Source organism: Bacillus sp. JUb11, assembly GCF_024807925.1.
Taxonomy (GTDB): Bacteria; Bacillota; Bacilli; order Bacillales; family Bacillaceae; genus Bacillus; species Bacillus altitudinis.
Genome location: NZ_JANUEZ010000001.1, coordinates 75674 through 102329, shown reverse-complemented (window position 1 = coordinate 102329; position 26656 = coordinate 75674). Strand labels below are relative to the sequence as shown.

General features: G+C 41.5%; 24 protein-coding genes. 6 read left to right on the top strand and 18 right to left on the bottom strand.

Translation table 11 applies throughout. The features are described from left to right. Window positions 1-28: 28 nt before the first annotated feature. The 4 genes from mdh to M2369_RS00480 form a co-directional block, all read right to left on the bottom strand. The gene (mdh, locus tag M2369_RS00495; RefSeq protein WP_007501693.1) at window positions 29-967 is read right to left on the bottom strand and encodes a malate dehydrogenase; all 939 of its coding nucleotides are present in this window, start codon (window positions 965-967) and stop codon (window positions 29-31) included. Window positions 968-1001: 34 nt separating this feature from the next. Further along, on the bottom strand, window positions 1002-2273 hold the full coding sequence (gene icd / locus M2369_RS00490) for an NADP-dependent isocitrate dehydrogenase (RefSeq protein WP_024424789.1): 1272 nt from the start codon (window positions 2271-2273) through the stop codon (window positions 1002-1004). A 146-nt stretch (window positions 2274-2419) separates the two neighbouring features. After that, entirely contained in the window at window positions 2420-3538 is a 1119-nt protein-coding gene (gene citZ, locus M2369_RS00485; RefSeq protein WP_008346063.1) for a citrate synthase, read from the bottom strand. 374 nt (window positions 3539-3912) lie between these two features. After that, window positions 3913-4377, bottom strand: a complete 465-nt coding sequence (locus M2369_RS00480) for a DUF441 domain-containing protein (RefSeq protein ID WP_007501699.1) — start codon at window positions 4375-4377, stop codon at window positions 3913-3915. A gap of 100 nt (window positions 4378-4477) precedes the next feature. On the opposite strand from M2369_RS00480, the gene ytvI reads away from it, so the two are divergent. Then, window positions 4478-5596 (top strand): sporulation integral membrane protein YtvI, encoded by a 1119-nt coding sequence (gene ytvI / locus M2369_RS00475; RefSeq protein ID WP_024718659.1) that lies wholly within the window; start codon window positions 4478-4480, stop codon window positions 5594-5596. Window positions 5597-5620: 24 nt separating this feature from the next. Here ytvI and M2369_RS00470 read toward each other — a convergent pair whose 3' ends face one another. The 7 genes from M2369_RS00470 to dnaE form a co-directional block, all read right to left on the bottom strand. Further along, the gene (locus M2369_RS00470; RefSeq protein WP_061419875.1) at window positions 5621-6010 is read right to left on the bottom strand and encodes an FxsA family protein; all 390 of its coding nucleotides are present in this window, start codon (window positions 6008-6010) and stop codon (window positions 5621-5623) included. A 99-nt stretch (window positions 6011-6109) separates the two neighbouring features. Then, window positions 6110-7870, bottom strand: a complete 1761-nt coding sequence (pyk, locus tag M2369_RS00465) for a pyruvate kinase (RefSeq protein ID WP_259253266.1) — start codon at window positions 7868-7870, stop codon at window positions 6110-6112. A gap of 27 nt (window positions 7871-7897) precedes the next feature. Next, on the bottom strand, window positions 7898-8857 hold the full coding sequence (pfkA, locus tag M2369_RS00460; RefSeq protein WP_017358271.1) for a 6-phosphofructokinase: 960 nt from the start codon (window positions 8855-8857) through the stop codon (window positions 7898-7900). A 339-nt stretch (window positions 8858-9196) separates the two neighbouring features. Further along, on the bottom strand, window positions 9197-10174 hold the full coding sequence (accA, locus tag M2369_RS00455) for an acetyl-CoA carboxylase carboxyl transferase subunit alpha (RefSeq protein WP_008346075.1): 978 nt from the start codon (window positions 10172-10174) through the stop codon (window positions 9197-9199). Beyond that, window positions 10159-11034 (bottom strand): acetyl-CoA carboxylase, carboxyltransferase subunit beta, encoded by an 876-nt coding sequence (gene accD, locus M2369_RS00450; protein WP_008346077.1) that lies wholly within the window; start codon window positions 11032-11034, stop codon window positions 10159-10161. Before accD ends, accA begins: the two co-directional genes overlap by 16 nt. A gap of 305 nt (window positions 11035-11339) precedes the next feature. Next, a complete protein-coding gene (gene ystJ, locus M2369_RS00445) occupies window positions 11340-12572 on the bottom strand; it encodes an NADP-dependent malic enzyme (RefSeq protein ID WP_007501712.1) in 1233 nt (410 codons plus the stop codon). Between the two features lie 141 nt (window positions 12573-12713). Continuing rightward, complete coding sequence (gene dnaE / locus M2369_RS00440; RefSeq protein WP_259253265.1) at window positions 12714-16049, bottom strand: DNA polymerase III subunit alpha; 3336 nt, start codon at window positions 16047-16049, stop codon at window positions 12714-12716. 137 nt (window positions 16050-16186) lie between these two features. On the opposite strand from dnaE, the gene ytrH reads away from it, so the two are divergent. From ytrH to M2369_RS00425, 3 genes are all read left to right on the top strand, one after another. Further along, the gene (gene ytrH / locus M2369_RS00435; protein ID WP_007501717.1) at window positions 16187-16528 is read left to right on the top strand and encodes a sporulation membrane protein YtrH; all 342 of its coding nucleotides are present in this window, start codon (window positions 16187-16189) and stop codon (window positions 16526-16528) included. Further along, on the top strand, window positions 16525-17028 hold the full coding sequence (ytrI, locus tag M2369_RS00430; RefSeq protein ID WP_007501718.1) for a sporulation membrane protein YtrI: 504 nt from the start codon (window positions 16525-16527) through the stop codon (window positions 17026-17028). Before ytrH ends, ytrI begins: the two co-directional genes overlap by 4 nt. 109 nt (window positions 17029-17137) lie before the next feature. Further along, on the top strand, window positions 17138-17323 hold the full coding sequence (locus tag M2369_RS00425) for a YtzJ family protein (RefSeq protein WP_008346082.1): 186 nt from the start codon (window positions 17138-17140) through the stop codon (window positions 17321-17323). Between the two features lie 49 nt (window positions 17324-17372). Here the strand turns inward: M2369_RS00425 and M2369_RS00420 are convergent, their stop codons facing one another. Further along, window positions 17373-18314, bottom strand: a complete 942-nt coding sequence (locus tag M2369_RS00420; protein ID WP_025207776.1) for a DHH family phosphoesterase — start codon at window positions 18312-18314, stop codon at window positions 17373-17375. A gap of 147 nt (window positions 18315-18461) precedes the next feature. Between M2369_RS00420 and M2369_RS00415 the strand changes: the two genes are divergently transcribed. Next, on the top strand, window positions 18462-18764 hold the full coding sequence (locus M2369_RS00415) for a YtpI family protein (protein ID WP_008343164.1): 303 nt from the start codon (window positions 18462-18464) through the stop codon (window positions 18762-18764). Window positions 18765-18965: 201 nt separating this feature from the next. On the opposite strand, the gene M2369_RS00410 is transcribed toward M2369_RS00415, so the two are convergent. The 3 genes from M2369_RS00410 to M2369_RS00400 form a co-directional block, all read right to left on the bottom strand. Continuing rightward, the gene (locus tag M2369_RS00410; protein ID WP_017358275.1) at window positions 18966-20288 is read right to left on the bottom strand and encodes a CBS domain-containing protein; all 1323 of its coding nucleotides are present in this window, start codon (window positions 20286-20288) and stop codon (window positions 18966-18968) included. A gap of 409 nt (window positions 20289-20697) precedes the next feature. Further along, entirely contained in the window at window positions 20698-21411 is a 714-nt protein-coding gene (locus tag M2369_RS00405; RefSeq protein ID WP_144679813.1) for a DsbA family oxidoreductase, read from the bottom strand. 332 nt (window positions 21412-21743) lie between these two features. Then, window positions 21744-22685 carry an oxidoreductase gene (locus M2369_RS00400; RefSeq protein ID WP_144679811.1) on the bottom strand — a complete coding sequence of 314 codons (942 nt, stop codon included), beginning with the start codon at window positions 22683-22685 and terminating at the stop codon, window positions 21744-21746. Between the two features lie 281 nt (window positions 22686-22966). On the opposite strand from M2369_RS00400, the gene M2369_RS00395 reads away from it, so the two are divergent. Continuing rightward, window positions 22967-23554, top strand: a complete 588-nt coding sequence (locus tag M2369_RS00395; RefSeq protein ID WP_259253264.1) for a TetR/AcrR family transcriptional regulator — start codon at window positions 22967-22969, stop codon at window positions 23552-23554. Between the two features lie 595 nt (window positions 23555-24149). Here the strand turns inward: M2369_RS00395 and M2369_RS00390 are convergent. The 3 genes from M2369_RS00390 to M2369_RS00380 all read right to left on the bottom strand — a co-directional run bounded on the left by M2369_RS00390 (window position 24150) and on the right by M2369_RS00380 (window position 26656). Further along, complete coding sequence (locus M2369_RS00390) at window positions 24150-24833, bottom strand: metal-dependent hydrolase (RefSeq protein WP_017367834.1); 684 nt, start codon at window positions 24831-24833, stop codon at window positions 24150-24152. A gap of 66 nt (window positions 24834-24899) precedes the next feature. Continuing rightward, window positions 24900-25655: an SDR family oxidoreductase gene (locus M2369_RS00385; protein ID WP_008343153.1), complete on the bottom strand. Its 756-nt coding sequence runs from the start codon at window positions 25653-25655 to the stop codon at window positions 24900-24902. Between the two features lie 95 nt (window positions 25656-25750). After that, window positions 25751-26656, bottom strand: coding sequence for an aminoglycoside phosphotransferase family protein (locus M2369_RS00380; RefSeq protein WP_259253263.1), 906 nt, complete (start codon window positions 26654-26656; stop codon window positions 25751-25753).

The following is a 26656-nucleotide window of genomic DNA, read 5'->3' as shown; positions in this document are numbered from 1 at the left end:
ATATGAGAAGCCTTCTTTTTTATTCTTATTAAGACAATACTTTCATGACGTTCTTTACAGATTCAACAGAACGGTCAAGCTGACTTCTTTCTTCTTCTGTCAGCTCAAGCTCGATGATCTGCTCAAGACCGTTTCCACCTACGATTGTTGGAACTCCAAGGTAAATGCCTTCGTAGCCATATTCACCTTCAAGGTATGCAATCGTCGGCATGACGCGGCGTTGATCTTTTAAGATCGCCTCAACCATTTCAACGAGTGAAGCAGCAGGTGCATAATACGCACTACCGTTACCTAATAGGTTGACGATTTCACCGCCGCCTTTTCTTGTTCTTTCAACAATTGCATCAATTCGCTCTTTAGGAATTAATGTTTCCAGCGGGATACCGCCTGCATAAGAGTAACGTACAAGAGGAACCATGTCGTCCCCATGTCCGCCAAGAACAAAGCCCGTCACATCTTTCACAGATAGGTTTAATTCTTGAGCAACGAACGTACGGAAACGTGCTGTATCAAGAATTCCTGATTGTCCGATGACTTTTTCTTTTGGTAATCCTGATTCTTTATAAACTGCATATGTCATTGCATCAACAGGGTTTGTTAACACAACAATGATCGCTTCTGGAGAATATTTAACGATTTCACGTGTCACACTGCGCATGATTTTTTCATTTGTTGACACGAGGTCGTCACGGCTCATTCCCGGCTTTCTTGCAATTCCTGCCGTAATGACCACGACATCAGAACCGGCTGTATCTTCGTAGTTAGAAGTTCCTGTAATATTCGCATCGAAGCCTTGAACAGGGCTTGCTTCCAGCATGTCAAGTGCTTTCCCTTTTGTCGGGTTCTCAAGCTGAGGGATATCCACTAATACGACATCCGCTAATTCTTTTTGAGCTGTTAGAAATGCTGTAGTTGCTCCAGTAAAGCCTGCTCCGATGACAGATACTTTTTTACGCTTGTTTGCCATTTCCTTTTTCCCCTTTAACTTTAAAGTTTAAGAATCAAGACAAGTTTTTGATGAGCTCGTCAGCAAACTCAGAACATTTCACTTCTGTTGCACCGTCCATTAATCTAGCAAAATCGTACGTGACGACTTTAGATGCAATTGTTTTTTCAACAGATTGAATCACTAGATCAGCAGCTTCTTGCCATCCAAGGTGCTCAAGTAAAAGCACGCCTGATAGAAGAACAGAAGATGGATTCACTTTATCAAGACCAGCGTATTTCGGTGCTGTTCCGTGAGTCGCTTCAAAAATAGCGTGTCCTGTTTCGTAGTTGATATTTGCACCAGGTGCGATACCAATTCCACCAACTTGTGCTGCAAGTGCATCAGAGATGTAGTCTCCGTTTAAGTTCATTGTTGCGACAACATCGAACTCAGCTGGACGAGTTAAAATTTGTTGAAGGAAAATATCTGCAATGCTGTCTTTGACAATGATTTTGCCAGCAGCTTCTGCTTCACTTTGCGCTTTGTTTGCCGCATCTTTTCCATCTTGTTCTACAATACGATCATATTGTGCCCATGTAAAGACTTTGTCGCCAAACTCTTTTTCAGCCACTTCGTAGCCCCAGTTTTTGAAGGCTCCTTCTGTAAATTTCATGATGTTTCCTTTGTGAACAAGCGTCACAGATTTACGGCCTTGGTCAATCGCATATTGGATCGCTGCTCTGACAAGACGAGATGTTCCTTCTTCAGAAACTGGTTTGATTCCGATACCTGATGTTTCTGGGAAACGGATTTTATTCACACCTAATTCGTTTTTCAAGAAGTCGATTAACTTCTTCACTTCGTCTGATCCTTTTGCATACTCGATTCCTGCATAGATATCTTCAGTGTTTTCACGGAAGATGACCATGTCTGTGTCTTCTGGACGTTTCACAGGAGATGGTACACCTTTGAACCAGCGAACTGGACGTAAGCATGTGAATAAATCAAGCTCTTGTCTTAGTGCCACGTTCAATGAACGGATTCCTCCGCCAATTGGTGTTGTCAGTGGTCCTTTGATCGCGATTAAATATTCACGAATGTCTTCAAGTGTTTGCTCTGGAAGCCACTCGCCAGTTTTATTGTAAGCTTTTTCACCTGCATATACTTCTTTCCAAGTGATTTGCTTTTCACCTTTATATGCTTTTTCTACAGCTGCTTCAAGAACTCTTGATGCTGCTTTCCAAATGTCAGGACCGATTCCGTCCCCTTCGATAAACGGGATAATTGGATTATTTGGTACATTCAATACGCCGCCAGTAACTGTAATTTTTTCGCCTTGTGACAATGATATTACCTCCCAGGTTATGTAGTGAATATTTGAAACTTCCAAGCTTGATGTCTGCAAGCCAAGAAGTTTTTCACGTGATTCGTTTTTTGTTGATATGGAGGCTGATTGGTTTAGATGGATCAGCCTCCGCTATTCTATAAACATTAGTCTCTTTCACTGATCGGAACAAACGTTTGAAGATCAGGTCCAATATAGTCAGCTCTTGGACGGATCAGACGGTTGTTGTCATATTGCTCTAAAATGTGAGCAATCCATCCAGAGAATCGGCTGATCACGAAAATTGGTGTAAACAAGTCATGATCAATTCCAAGACTGTGATAGACAGAAGCAGAATAAAAATCAACATTTGGTGGAAGATTTTTCTCTGATGTCACGATTTCCTCTGCGCGTACAGACATTTCATACCATTTTGGCTCGCCTGTGAGATTTGTTAAGCGCTGGCTCATTTCTTTTAAATGTTTTGCACGCGGGTCACCCTGGCGGTAAACGCGGTGGCCAAAGCCCATAATTTTCTCTTTCTTCTCTAGCTTACCATGAATATAGGAATCTACGTTTTCAACTTCGCCAATTTCTGAGAGCATCTTCATTACGCCTTCATTCGCGCCGCCATGAAGTGGTCCTTTCAATGCGCCGATAGCCGCTGTTACACCAGAGTAGATATCTGATAGTGTAGCAACACATACACGTGCTGTAAATGTCGATGCGTTTAATTCGTGATCCGCATGTAGAATGAGCGCTTTATCAATCGCTTCAATTTCTACTGGTGAAGGCTCTTCGCCGTTTAGCATATATAAGAAGTTTGCAGCATAGCTGTATTCTTCTTTTGGCTGTACAGGCTCAAGTCCCTTTCGAATACGTGAGAATGCAGCGACAAGTCCAGAAATTTTCGCTTGTAAGCGAATGGCTTTTCTGTAATTCGCTTCTTTGTCCATAATCTCTGATTCGTCATCAAGTAAACCTAATAAGGATACCGCTGTACGAATCGCAGACATTGGATGAACCCCATCCAGCGAATAAGATTTAAAGTGCTCAATGATCTCTTGCGGAATATGAGCATTTTCATTGAGCTGCTGCTTTAACTCGCTTAGCTCCTGCTCATTCGGCAGCTTTAAGTGCCATAACAGGTAGACAATTTCTTCGAAAGTCGCTTTTTCAGTTAAATCATCGATATTGTACCCTACATAAGTAAGAGTATCATCAATAATTGAGCTTACGGATGAAGTTGTTGCCACGATACCTTCAAGACCTCTTGTTGCTGTCATGTTCAATCTCCCCTTTTTAAAAAGATTCCCCTTCGTTGCAAAATTCTCGCTTTTTGAAAGCGCTATCCAACCAAAATAGGCTGGCAGGTTTAGAAAAGAAAATGCTTACATTTACCTATACGGTTAGAGCGCTTTTAGCCTCATATCTCGTGTTTGATCAATGAGTTCAAAATTAAGCCTATTCCCATTATAAACAATAATCAGACATTTGTTAAATGTTTAACTATAATTTTTTTTGATATTTTTTTTTCCAGCCTTCCGGTTCGGGCATGGAATAAAGGGATTTTGCTTCTTTTAATATATTTAATTATGTTTTTTTGCAAAAGCTCATGCCAGAAAAAAATCAAAAGAAAGTGGCATGAGCCACTCTCTTTTTAACCGCTGAAAAATTTCACTGCTTGCATCGCTAAATAGGCAATTCCAGCACCAATCAGCGGGCCAACAGCCACACCTTTGAATAAGCTGACTGCCAAAATCGTACCGAATACAAGTGCTGCTGTGATATGCGGATCGTTTTCGAGTAGCACAATGCCGTTTTTTGCAATTAATGCTACTAATATACCCGCTCCAAGAGCTATCCAAGCATAGGAAGATTTCATCGCTTCTCCAAGTTGTTTAAATCCAATGTCCCCTGTTGCGATCGGTACAAGCACAGCGATCGTGATGACCGTCACACCCCAATTGATACCTTTTGATTGCAGAACCGGGAATATTTTTTGATCCAGGCCAATCAGCTTAATGGCAATCAGCACAGAGACCGCTAAAATTAACGAATTGTTTTTTGCAATAAGTGCAATAACGAGTAAAAGAACCAAAAACAAATTTGCTTGAGTAAACATACGCCGCTCCTTTCTTTCTTTTTATTGCGACCTTTTCATATTACTAATCTTTTTGAATAAAATGAAGTATCGGACATGCTTGTTTTTTGGAGGGGATTGTGTGAATCACACTTATGTGGGCATTTTTTTGCGAAGTTTGATGATTTTCAGCATCGCCGTTTGTGCGGTTGTTTTTTTATATCAGTCTTTTCCGTTTTTATATCCATTTTGGATTGCATTTGCCGTGTCGTGTTTGATTCATCCAGCCGTATGCAAAATCGAAAACATGACCGGGATGCCAAGAGGTTTTGTTGTCATCATTGTGTTATTACTCTTTTTAGTGGCAGCAGCTGGATTCATGACACTTTTAGTGGCGGAAATCATTTCAGGAAGTGCTTATTTAGCAAAGGTCCTGCCAGGTCATCTTGATCAACTGATTGGGATCGTGGAACGTTTTTTCACAGATCAGATTTTGCCTTTATATCATGATTTGACTGCTCAATTTAATACACTTCAAGCAGGTCAAAAGGAATCGATTTTAGGACAAATCCAAGCACTTGGTGACGAAGCAGCGGCAAAAATCGGGACTTTCCTTTCAAAAACTCTTGAATTCATTCCAGCTTTTTTAGGTCTTTTGCCTGACGCAGCAGCGACGCTTTTATTTTCCGCACTAGCGACTTTTTTTATCACAAAAGATTGGTTTACGTTAAAAAAATATGGTTCTCGTATCTTTCCCGCCAAATGGATGCTTCATACACGTGCCATTTTATCTGAAATCAAAAAAGCCATTTCTGGCTTTATGAAGGCCCAGCTTCTCCTTGTTGCCATGACCATTGGGATCGTGCTGATTGGACTTTTCATCTTAAAGGTCGAGCATGCGATTGTGATTGCTCTATGTATTGGTCTAGTTGATTTACTTCCTTACATCGGGAGTGGCACCGTTTTTCTTCCGTGGATCATTTACTCCGCCATGACAGGAAATCTTTCACTCGCCATTGGACTAGGCATTTTGTATATTGTGGTGCTCATTCAAAGACAAATATCAGAGCCAAAAGTCTTAAGTAAATCAATCGGTCTTAATCCTTTAGCAACACTTGTGGCGCTGTTTGTCGGGTTAAAATGCTTTGGTTTTCTTGGACTTGCACTCGGTCCCGCTTCTCTTGTCGTTTGGCAGGCGTTTCGTAATGCAGGGGTTTTCAGAGACCTTTATCAGTACATTCGGTATGGTGCGCAAAAATAAAAGAGACCTGATGCGAAGGTCTCTTTATCGTATAATCGTATAGCGTTTGCGATTGGACATGTTTCTAAGCCAGCGCTCAAAGAGCGGTTTGATCCGTTTTCTTGTCATGGGAATGAGCAGCACAGCCCCAATCAGATCAGAAAGGAATCCAGGTATGAGCAGCAGCAAACCACCGATCAGAATGCAGAAGCCATCGACAATGGTGGCCCCTGGCATTTTGCCATACTGTAAATCTCGCTGCACTTTCTGAAATGCTTCTATTCCTTGTTTTCTTGCAAAGTAAGCACCTAATGCGCTTGTTAGCACAATGAATAGCATCGTTGGTAAAATACCAATGATGTTACTTGAGATTAAAAATAAACTAATTTCCACTGCTGGGAACAGAATCAATAATAGTAGAAAATATTTTTTCAACCATATCACCTCATGGGGTCTCTTTCATCGAAAGCTGTTTACTTTTTTTAGTGTAACATAAAAAAAAAGAGGAGTCAGATAACTCCCCTCGTGTGTGATTTAAAGGACGCTTGCACGGCCTTTGTAGATCGCTCCGCGTGCTGGATCTACTGTAATCTCTTCGCCTTCTTTTAGAAGTGTTGTGGCACTGTCAAGACCGACAATGACTGGAATTCCAAGACTAAGCCCAACGACTGCTGCATGGCTTGTTAGACCGCCTTCTTCCGTGATAAGGGCAGACGCTTTTTCTAAAGCACCCATCATATCACGATCTGTGCAGTTTGCGACAAGAATCGCACCATCATACATTTTTTCCTCTGCTTCTTTTCCGCTTTGTGCAATAACAACCGGTCCAAATGCAGATTTGCGGCCAATTCCTTGACCCTTCGCAATGATGTCACCGACAACATACACTTTCATTAAGTTCGTTGTACCAGCTTCTCCAACCGGCACACCAGCTGTAATGACAATCAAGTCGCCATGTCTTACATAGCCAGATTCAATAGATTTTTCTACTGCATTCTCTAGCATTTCATCAGTAGATGACGTATTTGATCCACTCTTCGCAAATACACCGAATACGAGAGATAGCTTTCTTGCTACTGATTCGTTTGCTGTGACTGCAACGATTGGTGCTTTAGGTCTATATTTTGAAATCATTCTTGCTGTATGACCACTCTCAGTAGGTGTCACAATTGCTGCCACATCAAGCTTCATAGCTGTGTGCGCAACAGATTGACCGATTGCATCTGTAATGCTGACCTCTACTTCTTCGCTTCTGCGAGAAAGGATTGCTTTATAGTTAAGTGCTTCCTCTGAACGTGAGGCAATGTTGTGCATCGTTTGCACAGCTTCAACTGGATATGTTCCTGCTGCTGTTTCACCAGATAGCATGATCGCATCTGTACCGTCAAAAATAGCATTTGCCACGTCACTTGCTTCCGCACGTGTTGGACGCGGGTTACGCTGCATGCTATCCAGCATTTGAGTTGCTGTGATGACAGGCTTGCCTAAACGGTTGCATTTTTTGATTAGCATTTTTTGAACAAGTGGTACTTCTTCTGCCGGAATCTCTACACCAAGATCTCCACGCGCAACCATCAGTCCATCTGATACCTCAAGGATTTCATCGATGTTATCAACGCCCTCTTGGTTTTCAATCTTCGGAATGATTTGAATGTCAGTTGCGTTGTTCTTTTCAAGTAGCTCACGAATTTCAAGAACATCAGAAGCTCGTCTCACAAAAGAAGCTGCGATGAAATCGACACCTTGTTCAATTCCAAACAGAATATCATTGGCATCCTTTTCTGTAATACCCGGCAAGTTCACACTCACACCTGGTACGTTGACACCTTTTTTGTTTTTCAGTGTGCCTGTATTCATTACTTTTGTGACGATTTCTTTTCGGTCCTTATTTAATTCTTTTACTTCTAGACCAATCAGACCATCATCTAATAAAATGGTTGAGCCCACTTCTACATCATGAATTAAATCTTCGTACGTCACACTGATTTTTTCAGTGTTTCCCACAATGTCTTCCATACTCACGATAAGATCAGCACCAGCAACTAACTCAATTGAGCCGTTTTCAACTGTGCGTGTACGGATCTCTGGACCTTTTGTATCAAGAAGGATCGCAATGTCCTTGCCTAAAGTTTTACCTGCTTTGCGAATGTTTTCAATACGTGCACCATGCTCTTCAAAATCTCCATGAGAGAAGTTTAGTCTGGCTACATTCATTCCTGCTTCAATCAATTCAGTCAGCTTTTCAATGCTTTCACTTGCTGGACCGATTGTACAAACGATTTTTGTCTTTCTCATTACTGTTCCTCCTAAGGTCTTCTCGTTTTATATAGAGAGCTCTTGTGAAAGTCGGTACATATTTTGATCGACTGTATGCTTTTTATCTAAGATGTCTAAAATATCGTGATGAACGAGTTCGTTGCTTTGTATGCCTACACAGCGTCCGCCTCTTCCTTCAAGAAGAAGTTCTACTGCATACGCTCCTAGGCGACTTGCGAGCACTCGGTCAAACGCACTTGGAGAACCTCCACGTTGAATATGTCCTAAGACAGATACACGCGTTTCAAGGCTTGTCTCCTCTTCAATTCTCTTACCAAATTCGACACCGCTGCCTACGCCTTCTGCGACGATGATGATACTGTGCTTCTTGCCGCGCTCATGTCCTCTTCTCAATCTGGCAATAATTTCGTCCATGTCATAGTCTGCTTCAGGAATCAAAATCGATTCAGCTCCGCCTGCAAGACCTGACCAAAGGGCAATATCACCTGCATGTCTTCCCATTACTTCCACTACGTATGTACGTTCATGAGATGTGGCTGTATCACGAATTTTATCAATGGCATCAATGACTGTATTTAGTGCTGTATCAAAGCCAATAGTGAAATCAGTACCAGGAATGTCATTGTCAATCGTGCCAGGGACACCTACACATGGAAAACCGAGCTCTGTTAATTTCTTCGCTCCCATGAATGAGCCATCTCCACCGATGACAACAAGTCCTTCAATACCGAATTTTTTTAAGTTCTCAATCCCTTTTTCACGACCTTCAACTGTCTTGAATTCAGGACATCTTGCCGTGTAAAGTTTTGTTCCTCCACGATGAATGATATCGCCTACTGAACCTATTTCGAGTTTCTCAATTTTACCGTTAATTAGACCTGAATATCCATTATAAATACCGTAAACTTCTACATTATGGTAAATTGCTTTCCTTACAACTGCGCGCACAGCTGCATTCATTCCTGGGGAATCCCCACCGCTCGTTAAAACTCCTATACGCTTCATCTTTTTCACCTCAGAGACCATATATGAATTAAACATACCATTTCCACTGCTTGAAAACAATCATGAGCAAAACCGGATGTTTTCAATACGAATTTCTAAAACCGTACTTATTATACAATTAAATAAAATGTTTTTAAACAAAAGTTAAGAAAGTCATGAAAGCACTTTGTTCAAAAAACAGTTGATTCAATTGCTCTAAACCTTGTCAAATCAACGTTTTCAGACGTTTCAAATTTTATGAAAACAAAAGAAAATTATTTTCAAATAGCGCTTACATCAGATCGTTTTGATGAAAAAAGACGAAAAAAATAAACGCCAGCCAAAAGGCTGTACGTTTATTTAGTTTACCCCAATATATTGATTTTCAATCGATACTTTACCGATTGCTTTGTATTTTTGATATCTTTGTTCGACTAATTCTTCAGGCGATTGTTTGAGCAAAGATGTAAGTGACTGTTTTAATGTTTTTTCAATGTAGGCTGCTTGTTGTTTCACGTCTCGGTGTGCTCCACCTTGCACTTCTTTAATAACATCATCTATAATATCTAATTCTTTTAGGTCTGGAGCGGTAATTTTCATTGATTCTGCAGCTTTTTTCGCAAGTGATGAGTCCTTCCAGAGCAGTGCTGCTGCACCTTCAGGTGAAATCACTGAATATGTTGAGTTCTCTAGCATAAATAGGTGGTTTCCTACGCCTAAGCCTAGTGCTCCGCCACTTCCGCCTTCTCCAATGACAATACAGACAACCGGTACACGAAGTCCTGCCATTTCGAAAAGGTTTTTCGCAATTGCTTCACTTTGCCCGCGTTCTTCAGCTGCTTTACCAGGATAAGCTCCTTTTGTATCAATAAAGCAAATGATTGGACGATTAAATTTATCTGCTTGTTTCATCAAGCGCAATGCTTTACGGTAACCTTCTGGATGCGGCATCCCGAAATTACGGCGCAAGTTTTCTTTTGTGTCTTTTCCGCGCTGATGACCAATGACTGTGACAGGAAGTCCTTTAAACGTAGCAATTCCTCCAACGATGGCTTCATCGTCGCCATAAAAACGGTCACCGTGACATTCGAAAAAGTTATCAAACAGCTCTTGAATGTAATCGAGAGTTGTTGGGCGCATCGCATGACGAGCAATTTGTACTCTGTCCCACGGCTTTAAATTTGTATAAATGTCTGTTTCAAGCTTACTCAGACGCGTTTCAAGGCGCTCAATTTCCGCACTTAAATCCATCTCTGAGTTTTGTGTGAACTTTTTCAATTCATCAATTTTCGCTCGAAGTTCAATGACAGGTTTTTCAAATTCTAGTTCTCCAGCCACTCTCGTTCACCTCCTGTGCTGTGTAATGCTAAGATTTGGCCTAATGTTTCTTTCATTTCTGCACGGTGAATCACAGCATCTAACTGACCATGCTTCATTAAAAATTCAGCCGTTTGGAAGTCCTCTGGTAGGTCTTCACGAATGGTTTGTTCAATGATTCTGCGACCAGCAAAACCAATTAATGCACCAGGCTCTGCAAAGTTGTAATCACCGAGAGACGCAAAACTAGCTGATACACCGCCAGTTGTCGGATTGGTCATCACAGAGATAATCAGACCTTGATCCTCGCTGAATAGCTTTAATGCTGAACTTGTTTTTGCCATCTGCATCAGACTAAGAATCCCCTCTTGCATTCTTGCTCCTCCAGATGCAGTGAAGATGATAAATGGCACCTTGTCCGCTTTTGCTTTCTCAATAGCTAATGTAATCTTTTCACCAACGACTGAGCCCATGCTGCCCATACGGAACGTGGCATCCATGACAGCAATGACAGCACTTTGACCTTTAATTTCACCTTTTCCTGTTACGATGGCTTCATTCAAAGATGTTTTTTCTCTGTCTTTCTGAAGCTTTTCTTCGTAGCCTGGGAAACCGAGCGGGTTCTCAGAAATGAGGTGACCGTTAAATTCTTCAAATGTGCCTTCGTCTACAAGGCTTTCAATACGTTGTTTTGCATTCATTTGCAAATGTCTGCCGCAATTCATGCAAACACGTAAATTTTTATCTAGTTCTTTGGTGAGCATTATTTTTTTACATTGCGGACATTTGGTCATGATGCCTTCAGGCACATCTTGACTTGCCTGTTCAGAGGGTACAGATGCATATTTTTTCTTTTTACTGAAAATATTCTTGATTGACAAATGACTACCTCCCTTTTTGAAGGGTTTTTTCTTTACACGCACATCCACTATTATAGGACATGTCATAACTGTACCGAAACTATTGTACTTTTTTTGTCAAACGCTGTCATCCTTCATTCAATTTTTTCAGTGGGGAATTGATGAGAAATGAGTATAGGTTTGGGGCGCTGAGTAGTTGGTATATGTGAATTGTGAACGTCTACAAAAAAATCTCATTTAGGATGAAAAAAATTTCGTGTAAGAGAGGAAATGGTGCACGTTTTTCCTCCAAATTCAGAAAGAACGTGCACACTTTTCCAATTCGATTACTCGCCGATAATCGTTAATTTTCTTGTTTTTTCTGCAACAGCTTCTGGGTCTACTTTGATTCTTGAAACGCCCGTTTCCATTGCTGCTTTTGCCACTGCTTTGGCTACCGCTGGCGCTACTCGTGCATCAAATGGTGCAGGGATAACGTATTCCGCTGACAATTCTTCATCTGATACAAGGGAAGCAATCGCTTCAACAGCTGCAATTTTCATTTCTTCGTTAATGTGTGTCGCACGTACATCAAGCGCTCCACGGAAAATACCAGGGAATGCAAGGACGTTGTTCACTTGGTTCGGGAAGTCAGAACGGCCAGTTCCTACAACACTTGCACCTGCTGCATGTGCGTCTTCTGGCATGATCTCTGGGTTTGGATTAGCCATTGCGAAGATGACAGGATCTTTTGCCATTTTTCCAACCATTTCTTTAGTTAAAGCACCTGCTACTGAAACGCCGATAAAGACATCTGCGCCTTCAATCACTTCTTCTAAAGAACCTTCTTTACGATCTTGGTTCGTGAATTTAGCTACTTCATTTTTCACTGCATTCATACCATTCGGACGGCCTTCATAAATAGCGCCTTTTGTATCACACATGATGATATCACGTACACCGAAATGATAAAGAAGTTTGATAATCGCAATTCCTGCTGCTCCAGCGCCGTTTGCAACCACTTTAATTGAAGACATTGATTTTCCAGACAGCTTCAGTGCATTCACAAGTCCTGCCACTGTTACAATCGCTGTCCCGTGCTGATCATCGTGGAAAACAGGAATGTTTGTCTCTTTTTTCAAACGCTCTTCAATGATAAAGCAGTTTGGTGCTGCAATATCTTCAAGGTTCACGCCGCCAAACGTCGGCTCAAGAAGCTTCACTGTTTCAACGATTTTGTCTACATCGTTTGTTGCAAGTGCGATTGGGAATGCATCAACACCTGCAAAGCTTTTGAATAAGACAGCTTTTCCTTCCATTACTGGAAGAGATGCTTCTGCCCCAATGTTTCCAAGCCCTAATACAGCACTTCCGTCTGTGACAACAGCGACCATATTGCCTTTCATTGTATAATCATACACTTTGCTTGTATCGTCATAAATATCTTTACATGGCTCCGCTACACCTGGTGAGTAAGCCAAGCTCAAGTCTTTCGCATTTTTCACTTGTACCTTTGATTTTGATTCGAGTTTGCCTTGATTCTCTTTGTGCATATGTAATGCTTCTTCTCTTAATGACATGTGATGAACACTCCTTCAAGTGGAAAATGATTTAATGAATTGCTAAGTTGATAAGCACATACTTGGCAGTTTAAATACACAGAATCTTTAAAATGATAACACAATAGGTGAAATTGTAAAACATATTCAGACGATTTGTCATCATTTAATCACAACGTTTTGTTCACCTAGCAGCTCTTTTAACTGGAAAATGACCGCATGATCTGCATGAACTTTGTATGCATCTGGAAGTCTCATCGTCTTTTTTTGCTTTTCATAATACAAATAGACATCTGCTTCTCCCCTGTGCATGGAGATTACTCGCTTCACTTGTTCTAGCAGCTCCTGCGTATGATTCTCTTCTTTGACTCGAATGTAGACAGATTCTTTTCTTTTAGAGCCCATCTCTTCCAGTAGAACAGCTTCTTGCACGATGATTTGACTGCTCTCATTTCTGACATCTATTCTGCCTTCAACATAAAGCATTGCGCCCTCCTCAAGTAAGGGGGACAGCTTTCTAAATTGCTCTGGAAAGACGACACCTTCCATTTCTCCCGTTTCATCCCCGAATGTGACAAATGCCATCGATTGTCCATTTTTTGTCCGAATCGATTTCACCTTTGTCAAAAGACCACCCATTGAGATCTTTCGCTTTATATAGGAAGAAAGTCTGATGATTTCCACCGCACCATTCTCTCTTAAGCGATCTCGATACGCTTGTACAGGGTGATTTGATAAATATAACCCGAGTGCCTCTTTTTCAAATTGCAGGAGATCAACAAGCGGCAGTTCGTCTATCTCCGCATATTTTGGCTTAATGGAGAACGTTGTATCCCCAAGAAAGTCCAGTTGATCCTCAGGTGTTAAAAATGACACATGGTCTAACGCAATATCTATCGATGCTAATAACGAAGCACGATTTGGATGAAGCTCATCCATTGCCCCTGAGAAAATGAGGGCTTCAATCGTTTTTCGGTTGACACTCTTTGTTGATACCCTTGCGCAAAAATCAAATAAATCTTCAAATGGCTTTTCCTGTCTTGCTCTGTATATATCCTTTACAGCTGACACTCCGACATTTTTGATCGCTCTTAAGCTGTAGCGGATCTCCCCTTTTTCAACCGTGAATGGAAATTCGCTCTTATTAATAGAAGGCTTCAACACCGATATCCCTTTTTCCTTTGCCTCATAGAAATATTGAGCCACTTTGTCTTCATTTCCAATCACACTCGTTAAAAGACCGCACATAAAATATAACGGATAATGCGCTTTTAAATAAGCAAGCTGAAAGCCGATCATGCTATATGCAACAGCATGGCTTCTATTAAAACCATAGTTTGCAAATTTGACGATTAGGTCATAAACGTCATTTGCAATGTTAACAGGATACTCCTTTTTTAGGCATCCTTCAACAAAATGGCTTCGCTCTTCATCAAGCACCTTTTTATCCTTCTTTGAAACGGCTCTTCTTAGTAGATCGGCCTCGCCCAGCTTAAAGCCTGCCATCTTTGCTGCAATCAGCATGATTTGCTCCTGATAGACGATGACCCCATATGTATCCTTTAAGATGTCATACAAATCTGGATGCGGGTAGGAGACTTTCACTCTGCCATGCTTTCGGTCGATAAAGAGCGGGATATTCTCCATCGGCCCCGGGCGGTATAAGGCATTGACAGCCACGATATCTTCTAGACTAGAAGGTTTCAGTCGCCTCAGCACCTGACGCATACCTTGTGACTCCAGCTGGAAAATCCCCGTTGTATCTCCTGCTGATAACAAATCAAACGTTTTCTGATCTTCATATGAAATGTCACTAAAGTTAATGTGGACGTTTTCCTGTCTTTCAATCTGGTTTTTAATGGATTCAATTAATGTTAAGTTTCTCAAACCTAAAAAATCCATTTTCAAAAGACCGAGATCTTCTAAATAATTCATCGCATATTGCGTCAAATACACTCCATCATGGCCTTCTTGAATAGGCACGACTTGTGTGAGCGGCTCCTCACTTAGGACAACGCCGGCTGCATGTGTTGACGTATGTCTTGGTAATCCTTCTACCTTTAAAGCGGTTTGAAACACTCTTTGCAGCTCTTCAGATTGCTGGAGCAGTGTTTTTAATTCTGAGGAGACTGTCACCGCTTCTTTCAGTGTCGTTCCTGGCTTTGATGGGATAAGCTTTGCAAGGCGGTCTGCTGCTTTTGAATCAATTCCCATCACACGTCCGACATCTCTTAAAGCTGCCTTTGCGGCAAGTGTTCCAAACGTGACAATTTGCGCCACATGCATATCCCCATATTTGTCTTTTACATATGAAATGATTTCATCTCTTCTCGTGTCAGGAAAATCGATATCTATATCTGGCATGCTGATGCGTTCAGGATTTAAAAAACGCTCAAATAAAAGCCCGTGACGGATCGGATCGACATCTGTAATAAACAGAACATACGCAACTAAAGAGCCTGCTGCTGATCCCCTGCCAGGACCTGTGACAATGCCATGATCATGAGCATACTTCATAAAATCCCACACAATGAGGAAATAATCACTGAAATTCATTTTTTGAATGATGCTCAGCTCATACTCAAGCCTTTTGATATATGTGTCATTTGAAGCAATCTGTCTTCGTTTCATGCCTTCTTGGCACACTCTTCGTAAAAATTGATCAGCTGTTGATTGATCAGGCGTCGGATAGGTTGGCAGTTTCGTCTGGCCAAGATTTAAATCGACCTCGCAGCGGTTTGCAATCTCAACCGTTCTTGCCAGCAATTCTGGATCATCACCATACCACTTCATCATTTCTTCGATCGATCTGAAATGCTTGTCTGCTTGGTCTTCCTCAATTTCTGATAGCTGCTGGCCTGCTTTAATGGCTTTTAAACATGTATATGCGGTTTTGTCCTCTTGATGGATATAGTGGACATCACCTGTTGCCACAAGCGGGATGTTCGCTCTTTTTGAGAGTTCCCTTAGCTTACGAGAAAGCTCTTCGCCCTGCTGAAACGGCTGAACGGCTAAATACACATGTTCCTCACCAAAAAGATCTTTTAAATGGCTGGCTGCATCCCTTGCTTCATCTAGCTGATTATGTTGCAGCAGCGTTTCAATATAGCCGGATACGCCTGGTGTGATGGCAATAAGGCCATGATGATAGGCTTTCAGCCATTTCTCTTTCAGGCCGGTTTTTGATTTTGATTTCAAGACACTGCTAATTTTGATCAAGTTTTGATAGCCTTCATTGTTTTTGGCAAGGAGGATCAAAGGATAAGCCTCTGTCTCTTGTTCATCTATGAAGACAGAAGCTGTTAAACCGATAATCGGTTTGATGCCATGTGTTTTACATTCCTTATAAAATTCAACCGTTCCATACATCACATGGTCATCGGTAAGAGCGAGCGCTTGATAGCCAAGTTCTTTCGCCTTTAATACGAGCTCCTTGACCTTCGCTGCACTGCTCAACAAGCTGTATCCACTGTGGACCTGAAGATGAACATAGGACATGCTTAATCCACTCCTTTCGTCTAAATTCATTCTTTCATTATAAATCGCGATGCGGTGAGAAACAAATGTTCTTTCTTTTCCGCTCGTTCATACTTGTCCAGCATTCGCCATATATTGAATAGAGTGAGGTGGGAAAAATGGATGTGAAGGAAGCCTTTATTCCAAACTTTATTAGCTGTTATTTTATCGCACTAGGGGTTATTTTGGGCGGTGCCATTATAGGCGGGGTAGGTGCATATTTATCTGGTCAGCCGCCGCTATCAATTATTTCAAGTCTTGCCAACCGCTTAAAAATTTGGGCACTTGTTGCGGCAATCGGTGGAACTTTTGATGCGGTTTATAGTTTTGAAAGAGGGATTTTCGAAGGGAACACACGTGATATTTTCAAGCAGATCTTGCTCATTATCTCTGCTATGGGCGGTGCGCAAACAGGGTATCTCCTGATTACGTGGCTCACTCAGGAGCATGTGTCATCATGAGGGTGCCTGAGCTGTATAAACGTCCAGGCTGGCAGCGTTTTTTTGCTGGGATGATGTTCGGCGCAATTATCAGCTGGCTGATTTTTCTCTTTACGTATGGCACCTTTCAGGAGAAGCAGGTGACACTGCTCAGAAGCCAGCAGCACCATATGGACAGTCTGAAAGAACAAATCACACTCTATCGGGAAGATTTGCATAAATTAAATGAAGACAATAAGCAGCGTCTGCTTATTCAGAGCGTAGACGTTCACCTCGTCAACCGTGAGCAGTACAAAATCCCGGAGCCAGATACCTTGAAATTTGAAGATCAGGTGAAAGAAGATATCTCTGAGGTGATCACAAAGGATATTGAAAGTGTCTATAAAACAAAAGAGCTCTTAAAACGGACCGTGGAAAATAAAGAATATACGATTAGAGAAAAGGCATACCGCGCCAAAGTCACCGAACTGACCATCTATACAAAGCTTTCGCTTGAAGTGCGTATTTCCTTCGCTGAATAATAGATGATGTGGAATTTTTATGAATTTCTGCACTCAATGATCGCTTTTCACTTGTTATTTTTATACACTAAAAGAAGAACGAGATGATCATAAGAAAGAGGTGAGAACAATGGAGGTTTACAGCTATCGTCAAATGGCACGAGACAAAGCAAGCCGGATTAAAGACGGCATGTGTGCTTATGCTGAGACAGAAATGATGGCCCATTTAATTAAAAAAGAATTAAAGCATCAAAATCTCCAAGCCTATGAAGATTCAACTGACATTGGCTGCTGGTTTATCCCTGTATCCAAGTAACCCTTTTCTCAAAGCTCAAAAAAAGAGAGGGGGACTTGAAGCCCCTCTCTCACGATGATGATTTACATACTTCTTCTAAATCACGCAAAATCTCATCTGCAACTGCCCAATCATATATGGACGCACCGGCTGCAAGCGGGTGACCTCCGCCATGATATTTTTTAGCAATGGTGTTAATGACGACGCCTTTTGAGCGGAATCTCACACGAATCTGATCGTTCTCTTCCACAAAAAAGACCCATGCCTTAATCCCTGCAATATTTCCAAGTGTCCCAACAAGCTGTGAGGCTTGCTGCGCTGTTGTTTGGAACGACTCCAAAATGTCACGTTTAATAAAAACAGAAGCTACGCCATTCTCTGATAAAGAGATATGTTGAAAAATATAGCCATTTAATTTCACGACATTCAAATCCGTCTCATACAATTGATTGAAAAGGTCTGATGATGAAAACGGATATTCGATGAGTTCACCCGCATATTTGAGTGTCTTTTTCGTTGTGTTTGGGAAAAGGAAACGGCCTGTGTCTCCTACAATGCCGGCATAAATGAGTTCTGCCGCCTTTGTATTCAGCTGATATCCTTCTTCTTTCCCCTCTAAATACAGCTCATAAATCATTTCACTGACAGAGCTTGCTTCTGTATCAACCCAAAGCAAATCACCATACGGATCTTCATTCGGATGATGATCAATTTTCATCAGTTTATCGCCCATTGAATAGCGCTGATCATCAATTCTTGCTTGATTCGCAGTGTCACAGACAATGACAAGGGCACCTTTGTACACTTCATCCGGCACGTCATCTAATTCATATAAAAATGAAAGAGATGGCTCAGGGGTTCCTGTTGCATAAATATTTTTTTCTGGATAGGTGGCACGCAAGATTTCCGTAAGGCCGCACTGTGATCCATATGCGTCTGGATCAGGTCTTACATGTCTATGAATGATGATGGTGTCATATAATGATATGGTTCTAATCAGTTCTTTTTTCATAAATACTCCTTCTTATGCGATACTCTTTTTATTATTAAATCATAATCTACCCAGACAGAAAAGTGAGGAATAGACAATTTATTCTAGTAAGCAAGCCTATTTACGTTTAAAATAGGGTTGTAACCACTTACAATGGAGGCTTGGCACATGCTTGTTTTGATTGTGTTTATTATTTGTTCTGCCATGTTTTATTTATACTACAAAGCAAAGAATGTCCGTACGAACCGGCCGGTCGAAAAGAAATTCTGGTCTGCCAAATCAAGTATGGCACTTGGCTGCTTTGTCCTGCTCTTCGGTGTGAATCAATTATTTTTAAACCGCTCGTCACTCGCATTTGTCATTGGGTTTGTTTTTGTTGCAGTTGGTATCGGCAGTACATGGGCCGGATATAAAGCCTATAAGCACTATCTTCCGCTCTTTTTAAAGGAAGGCGAAAAAGACCACGCATAATAGAGAAAGGGCTAAAATGAACTTGATTTTAGCCCTTTCTCTTCTTTTCAGCGTGTTAGAAAACCTTTGCAGTCTAGGAAGGACAGCTACTTTTACGGAGCGAATTTGTCATTCGTGAGCACCAGCACGCAGGACTGATAAAGAATACGAGGGTTTGTTTACACGCTGAAAGGGCGCATTCATGCCGCCCTTTTTTGCCATTTATCCTCTCTCCATCAGCTGCACCATCAACATCGCTTTGCCTACAATATTTGACTGATGGTAAACTTCCACTTCCAGCTTTCCAAACTTGCGCCCAACTTCTAAAATATTCGGTTTGATCTGTATCGTGGATTCCATTTGAACCGGTTTTAAGAAATAGACAGAAAGACTTTCTACAATTAGTTCGCCTTTTTTATGAGACTTTAAGAAGCGGTTGGCTGATTCGATTAAAATTTGTGTAAACACACCATACGAAATATTACCGAGTTGATTTGTCATTTGTGGTGAGACTTCATATTGGTACACCGCATCTGTTTTTGGTTTTTCTGTCTCAGTCTCCTTAAATCCTCGTGACACGACATCATCCAACTTTTCACCGACCTGCGGCTGCTTTTGAATCATTTGCAGCGCCTTCAGCACGTCCTGACGGCTAATCATCCCAATCAGCTTCGCATGATCATTTACAACTGGCAGTACCTCAATACCTTCCCACACCATCATTTGTGCAGCTGAAGCGACAGATGTTTTGCCAATAACGGTCAGCGGATTTTTTGTCATCACCTTTTCAATCGGTGTAGAACGGTCATGGCCTGCAATATCCTTTGAGGTCAAAATGCCGTGAATTTTCATTTGATCGTCTGCTACCGGGAACCGGCCGTGCCCGGTTTCATAATTCTTTTCATACCATTTCTCAAGTTTGTCTTCTGGCGATAAATAGACGGTCCGTTCAATTGGCGTTAAAATATCCTCCACAAGCACAATTTCTTTTTTAATCAACTGGTCATAAATGGCCCGGTTAATGAGAGCCGCTACGGTAAATGTATCGTAGCTTGTTGATAAAATGGGCAGCTCAAGCTCATCTGCGAGCTGAATAATTTCATCATCTGTTGAGAATCCGCCCGTGACCAGCACAGCCGCTCCCGCCTCTAATGCTTGCCGGTGAGCATTGATTCGGTTTCCGACGATTAACAGGTTGCCTGCTGCTGTGTATCGCATCATCGCATCCAGTTCCATTGCACCGATGACAAATTTATTTAACGTTTTATGTAAGCCGGCTCGTCCGCCAAGTACCTGACCATCAATGACATTGACGACTTCCGCATATGTCAGCTTTTCAATATTTTCTTTTTTCTTCTGTTCAATTCGAATGGTACCGACTCGTTCAATGGTGCTCACGAACCCTTTATTTTCAGCATCCTTAATAGCCCGGTAAGCCGTGCCTTCACTGACTTTCATTTCTTTCGCTATACGCCGGACAGAAATTTTCTCTCCGACATCCAATGAATCAATATACGATAAAATTTGCTCATGCTTTGTCGCCAATCCCGTTCACCCTTTTTGTTTTCAGCGTTTTCATCTATATTTCATTATAAAGGCAGGAGGCTTTTAATAGCAATTTGTCTTTTACACGAGCACAATAAAGGCAAACAAAAAAACCGGCTTTTTTGTGCCGGTTTTAGATGGGGGAAATCCGAGATAAGTCCAAAAAGCGCCATACAAATGTAAAAAAATGAAAAAAGAACACAAAGGCCCTCCATTAAGCTGTTTTAAACCCTAACCCCAGCCTTTCATCTAAACTAAAGGTTCAGGCAGTTCTTCTAAATCAATGATGTAATCGTTCCTTAAGATAAGGACTAAATACACTTAGGTCATCCGGGTCTATGTTAGTTCCAAAACTTATTCCCCAAAACAAAGTTCCATCTAAACAAATCAAAACCTTTTTGAAAAGTCATTAAAATTTACATGTTCCATCTGAACAATAATCATCGAGCGACGGCTCTAATTTATGCTCTTCAGCCTTAGCCTTCGCGTAATCTTCTTGCCAAACATTTTGTAATGTTTCTAAAAATACTTGGCTAGGTTGCGCTCCTGAGATGGCATATTTGTCATTCACTACGAAAAAGGGCACACCTTGAATCCCAATATTCGATCCCTCGGCTTTATCAGCTGCAATATTCTCGTTATATTTATCATTTACTAAAACATCCAAAGCTTCGTTGACATCAAGACCTATCTCACTTGCAAGTTGAACAAGTGTTGCATGGTCACCGATGTCTAGTGAATCCGTGAAGTGAGCTTTCATAATACGCTCTATGAACTCCTTCATTTTACCTTTCTCTTTTGCATAATAAGAAAGACGATGTGCATCATATGAATTTGTAGGAATCATTTTATCCATTTGATAATCTAATCCAACTGTTTTCGCTTGTTGCACCATGTGATCATTTAACGCTTTTGCTTTTTCATATGGGATACCATGTTTTGAAGATAATACTTGATGGATATCCATCCCTGTATTTTTTTTCGCATATGGATCTAATTGAAAACTACGAAATACGACTTCTACCTCTTCTTTATGTTCAAACTGTTCTAACCCTATTTCAAATTTACGTTTGCCAATATAACAAAAAGGACAAACATAATCCGACCATATCTCAATTTTCATTTTGAATGCTCCCTTTTAAGCTGATTTAATTATTATAGACAATGGGCATTTTTCTGTTCAATTGGCTTTGCTGAGTAGCGGCATATATGAATTTCACCACATTTTCCCTAGTGACGGACAGTTTAGCCTACCAATCGCCGAATGAATAATCATAAGATTGCCCTTTGTGTTTGACATTAGGATTATTCATTCGTACAACCGTCCTATCTAGGTTCGATTGTTTAATTATTCCTTCCATCTTCTTCATTTTTGGTGATTGATGCCGGATTATACCCCAATGGAGATATCTTGTTCACTACACCCTTTCTCTTGTTATAAACAAAAGTACAGTTTCAAATTACAGGAGGCAAGCCGGGATCGATCCCTGTCATATCAACGGATACATCCCACAGTCGCTTGGCAAGCTTCGGATCTTTCGCCTCCTCTGAGCGGGAACATTCACGGGAAGGTCCCCGCAACTCGCCTAATCCTGACGGCCCGTAATAGCCGCCTGGCTTTATCTTCCCTGTGGCTGCGTGCAACGCGCCCCAGGCACCCATGGCCGGTTTGGCAAAGAACAGGCCGATCAACGGCATCATTACTTTGCCAGCCATGTTATCGCGTCCAAGGTCCGTTCCCACAAGGCCCGGGTGACAAGCCACGACTGTTACTGGTGATCCCGCCGCCCGCAACCGCCGGTCCAGCTCGAAGACGAAGAGCATATTCGCGAGCTTACTGGCGCCATAGCGCGGGAGCCATTTGTAGCTCTTTTCTGCATTAAGGTCTTCCCACTCGATTTTCGCGTCTTTGTGTTGACCGCTACTCGTGACGACGATGCGCGACCCAGGCGTTTCCATGAGCTTGGGCAGCAACAGCGTGGTGAACGCGAAACAGCCAAGGTGATTGACGCCGAACGTCAGCTCGAAGCCTTGCACAGTGTGCCTCAGTTTCGAACCTTGCACGCCGGCATTGTTGATCAATACATCGATGCGTGGTTCCTTGGCGGCCAATTCAGCTGCACTCCGCACACTCTCCATATCCGCCAAGTCGAGGGGCAGGAAAGCTAGGTCCGCTCCCGGGGTCTTCCTCCGAATCCGATCCATGGCTTCTTTCGCCTTCGCATGGTTGCGGCAGGCCAGCAGCACACGTGCACCTCGTGCTGCAAGCACTTGCGATACTTCGAAGCCAATTCCAGTATTGGCCCCGGTGACGATGATGCATTTGCCCGATTGGTCAGGTACATTTTCATCCGTAAATCCTGTGTGACCGCTTGCCTCAAAAATAGTGATGTTCATGGTCTTCTGCCTCCTTGTGTTATGATAGGTACTATTTTATTTATTAACAACCAATTGTCTTTTCAATTTTTGGGTATGATTCTGAATGATCACAATAATTAGCTTGATAAAACCCTCCCAAAAAAACATGTGTTATTTAAGCAACATACGTTGTATAATTGATGATAAGATGAAAAAGAACTATCAACAACCACCAAAATGGCTAACATGTTGTTTACCCAACACTTCTAATGTATTGTCGTTTTTAGACAAGATGATGAACCCTAAAAGGAGAAGAAAAAATGATTATGCCAAAAAAAGATCCGAGAATACTTCGTACAAGACAATTGATTGTAGTCTCTTTTCTTTCGTTAGCTAGTGAAAAAGATTTCAACCATATAACGGTACGTGATATCACAGAAAAGGCTACTATTAACCGGGCTACATTTTATGCGCACTTTGACGATAAATTTGATTTGTTACATTCTACAATCACCAATACATTTACAGACAAATTGAAAAAAAGACTCAATGATCACGATGGATTCAATGAAAAAGTCATTGCAAATATTTTTCTAGCCATGTGTGATCACCATAAAGAGATAAGCGACCTATGTCCTAAAGGTTATCAATCTTTAGGAACTATTATCGAAAGTAAAATTAAAGAGGAGTTACAGAAACTAATAGCTGATCTTATGCTAAAAGGAACTAACAACATCATCGAATTAGAGGATAAACAAATGGTAACAACCCTATCTACTATGCTAAGTTGGGGGATTTACGGAGCTGCATACACATGGAATAAGGATGGAAGACTTATTTCATCAGAAGAGCTAGTGACTAAGACCCTGCCTATCTTTAAAAATGGCATGAGTAAATATTTCTTTTAAAGAAACTTATGTTAATTATCAAAAGTAGCGATAAACTTTTGGTATTAACTGTTTGATGATAATAAGTTAAAAACTCCAGTCATCGTAATTTAACAATCCGGTACTATTGTTGAATAAAACTTAGATTTTCAAACGACTTTATTGTTAAATTTTTAGTGTAGTGAAGTATCTTACATCAAAAATTAAATAACTACAGTTTTAACCCCGTCCTAAATTTAGAACGGGGCTATGCATGTTTGAGACTTTAAAATTAAATAACTTTATTGCCATATTACAGGAGGGCTTATACGGAAAGCTAAAAGCATAATAAGGGCTTATGTACTTTTATTTACATTTTCTTGCATCTGCATGGCGCTTTTTGGACCTTATCTCGGACTTACCCCTAGATTATTGGCAAAGGGCTAAAATGTACTCTATTTTAGCCCTTTGCCTTCTTTTTAGCGTGATAGAAAACCTTTGCAGTCTAGGAAGGTCTAGCTCAGGAGCGGAGCGAATTTGACATTCGTGAGCACCGGCGCGCAGACCTGACAACGAATGCGTGGGTTTATCTACACACTGAAGCCAATATTTGTGTGCCGGTTTTTCTGCATATTGATTAAATATCGATGGATTCTCCGCTGTTTAATACGTGACCCACGCCGCCATGCAAGCTGTCTGCAAACGCATGAGGATCTTGCTCAATCGGCGGGAATGTACTGTAATGAATCGGTACGACTTGTTTCGCACGAAGCCACTCTGCTGCGATTCTCGCATCGTCTGGTCCCATTGTGAAGTTATCACCTATTGGCAGGAAGGCGAGCTCAATATGATTCAGCTCCCCAATGAGTTTCATATCCGAGAAGAGAGCCGTGTCTCCAGCATGATAAATTGTTTTGCCTTCAGCAGTAAATAAAATACCGGATGGCATCCCTGTATACGTAATCGTTTTGGATTCTTCATCAATGACCGCTGAGCCATGGAACGCTTGCGTCAGCTTGACTTTACCAAATTCAAATTCACGTCCGCCACCAATAGAAAGCGGGTGTGTCTTCACCCCTTGCCAGCCTAAATAAGTGGCAAGTTCGAATGGCGCAATCACGAGTGCGTCATTGTTTTTAGCGATTTCAATCGTGTCTCCGACGTGATCTCCATGCCCGTGCGTGAGCAAAATCACATCTGCTTTCACATCTTGCGGTTTGATCTCTGTATGCTTATTTCCATTTAAAAATGGATCAATCCAAATATGGTATCCGTTTGTTTCAATGTGTACGACTGAATGTCCATGATATGTAGCTTTCATGTAAATATATCCACCTTTCGAATTTGATCTCATTTTGTCTATTCCCTCTATAAAAAGCTGAAAAACTTAGTGCCTGTGAATTACATTAAGACCACCTGTTGCTTCAATGACGGTTCCTGTAATGAGGTCTGAACGGTCATCACATAGAAATGAAATGATACGACCGATATCCTCACCTGTCCCAGACCGACCAATCGGTGTTTCATCGTCTTTTATCTGACGTGCTTCCTCTATCGTTGATTCTTTCATGTCTCCAACGATTTTACCTGGACACACCATATTAGCGGTGATGCCGTTTTCGGCTTCTTCAATCGCAATGGTTTTCGTCAATGACGCAAGGCCCACTTTTGCCGCTCCGAAAGCTGATCTGTGCATCCAGCCTGGCGCATGGTCTGCTCCTTGGAAGCCATATGTGATAATCCGGCCAAAGCCTTGTTTTCTCATCATAGGGATCACCATTCGGAACAAATGGAACACTGCGGATAGGTTGCCTTCCATCATTTGATACCATTCGTCTTCAGAGTAATCCGCGAGTTTTTTTCGTTCAAAAATATAAGGTCCAGCATTATTGATCAAGGCATCAATCCGCCCAAATCGCTCTGCTGCCAGCTCGACCATGTTTTTTAAATCTTCTTTGTTTGTCACATCGCCTTGGACAAATTGAAGCTTTTCTTCGTATTCTTGCAGTTCTTCTTTCATCTGCCGGACAGCTTCATCATCACTTCGATAATTGACTGTCACAGAATACCCCATATTCAGTAAAGACTCGGTGACTTTCCTGCCAAGTCCTTTAGAACCCGCTGTTATTAATGCGTGTCGCACACAATCTCCTCCTAAAGCAAAGGTTGCAAGTTCATGTGTTTCTTTTGTTATCTTTACTTTACTATAAACCGGCTTCCTTCGCACTTTTGAACCCTTTAACAGTGAGGGGAAAACCGTATAGGGTGATTCATCCACTTTTTCATATCCCATGAACCATGGATATCGAGAAGTAGCGAAACAAACCGATAGCATTCTCTCACCTCATGAAGCTGGCGAGGAAGCGGGCAAATCTCTTCATACCCTAATTGAACCGCTTGTGCAGCTTCTTTCGTCAAAAGGTATTCGAGTGCAATCAAATCAAACGTAGCTGGTCCAAATACGACATATTCCGTATCAACTAGACTCGTCACTTGATCATCGTCTTCAATATATTGCGATGGGTCTAAATCAATTAAAATGAGACTGGCTGCATCAGGAGGACTTAGCTTTTCAAGCTTTTGCTGCACCTTTTCTGCATAATTCTGATATTCAGGCTGATCAGCGTAATAGTGGCTGATGAGTTTGGAAACTGCCTTTTTTAACAGCGCATGGAATTCTCTCAAATGTCTCTTTTCTCCCCCGTATACTGCACCGAAAAAGTTTGTTTGATATGAATGAAGATGTGCTAGTTTCCTCCCGTAATCCCTATAGAATTGTGCTGAACGGCCCTCAAAAGATGTTAAAGGGATTCCTTCTACTTTTTCCATGACATAAAAGTGTTTCCCCGCCTTCTTCACTTTACGAACAACTTTCGGAATATGAAAGGAATTCGTATGAGACAGCTTTTCATTGATTTCATCAAGATGCTCCTGTACAGTACGGGCATCTACTCCATAAATCATGTTGATCCCAAACACAAATTCACTTTCTTCTCTTGCAGTTTTTGGAGATTTCACTACATATTCCGTTTGGTCTTGTAAGGAAATCAGCCACACATCATTAGCCCGGCCGTCGTATGGTTCTCCTAACGTTTTCACTGATACGATAGGCTGATCAAACAAAGCCTGAAGCGTTTTCTTCAT

What these genes read in the sequence shown, in the direction of transcription:
- mdh (WP_007501693.1), bottom strand. Translation starts at nt 967, where the DNA reads ATGGCAAACAAGCGTAAAAAAGTATCTGTCATCGGAGCAGGCTTTACT.
- citZ (WP_008346063.1), bottom strand. Translation starts at nt 3,538, where the DNA reads ATGACAGCAACAAGAGGTCTTGAAGGTATCGTGGCAACAACTTCATCC.
- M2369_RS00480 (WP_007501699.1), bottom strand. Translation starts at nt 4,377, where the DNA reads ATGTTTACTCAAGCAAATTTGTTTTTGGTTCTTTTACTCGTTATTGCA.
- pyk (WP_259253266.1), bottom strand. Translation starts at nt 7,870, where the DNA reads ATGAGAAAGACAAAAATCGTTTGTACAATCGGTCCAGCAAGTGAAAGC.
- pfkA (WP_017358271.1), bottom strand. Translation starts at nt 8,857, where the DNA reads ATGAAGCGTATAGGAGTTTTAACGAGCGGTGGGGATTCCCCAGGAATG.
- ystJ (WP_007501712.1), bottom strand. Translation starts at nt 12,572, where the DNA reads ATGTCATTAAGAGAAGAAGCATTACATATGCACAAAGAGAATCAAGGC.
- dnaE (WP_259253265.1), bottom strand. Translation starts at nt 16,049, where the DNA reads ATGTCCTATGTTCATCTTCAGGTCCACAGTGGATACAGCTTGTTGAGC.
- ytrH (WP_007501717.1), top strand. Translation starts at nt 16,187, where the DNA reads ATGGATGTGAAGGAAGCCTTTATTCCAAACTTTATTAGCTGTTATTTT.
- ytrI (WP_007501718.1), top strand. Translation starts at nt 16,525, where the DNA reads ATGAGGGTGCCTGAGCTGTATAAACGTCCAGGCTGGCAGCGTTTTTTT.
- M2369_RS00425 (WP_008346082.1), top strand. Translation starts at nt 17,138, where the DNA reads ATGGAGGTTTACAGCTATCGTCAAATGGCACGAGACAAAGCAAGCCGG.
- M2369_RS00420 (WP_025207776.1), bottom strand. Translation starts at nt 18,314, where the DNA reads ATGAAAAAAGAACTGATTAGAACCATATCATTATATGACACCATCATC.
- M2369_RS00415 (WP_008343164.1), top strand. Translation starts at nt 18,462, where the DNA reads ATGCTTGTTTTGATTGTGTTTATTATTTGTTCTGCCATGTTTTATTTA.
- M2369_RS00405 (WP_144679813.1), bottom strand. Translation starts at nt 21,411, where the DNA reads ATGAAAATTGAGATATGGTCGGATTATGTTTGTCCTTTTTGTTATATT.
- M2369_RS00400 (WP_144679811.1), bottom strand. Translation starts at nt 22,685, where the DNA reads ATGAACATCACTATTTTTGAGGCAAGCGGTCACACAGGATTTACGGAT.
- M2369_RS00395 (WP_259253264.1), top strand. Translation starts at nt 22,967, where the DNA reads ATGATTATGCCAAAAAAAGATCCGAGAATACTTCGTACAAGACAATTG.
- M2369_RS00390 (WP_017367834.1), bottom strand. Translation starts at nt 24,833, where the DNA reads ATGAAAGCTACATATCATGGACATTCAGTCGTACACATTGAAACAAAC.
- M2369_RS00380 (WP_259253263.1), bottom strand. Translation starts at nt 26,656, where the DNA reads ATGAAGAAAACGCTTCAGGCTTTGTTTGATCAGCCTATCGTATCAGTG.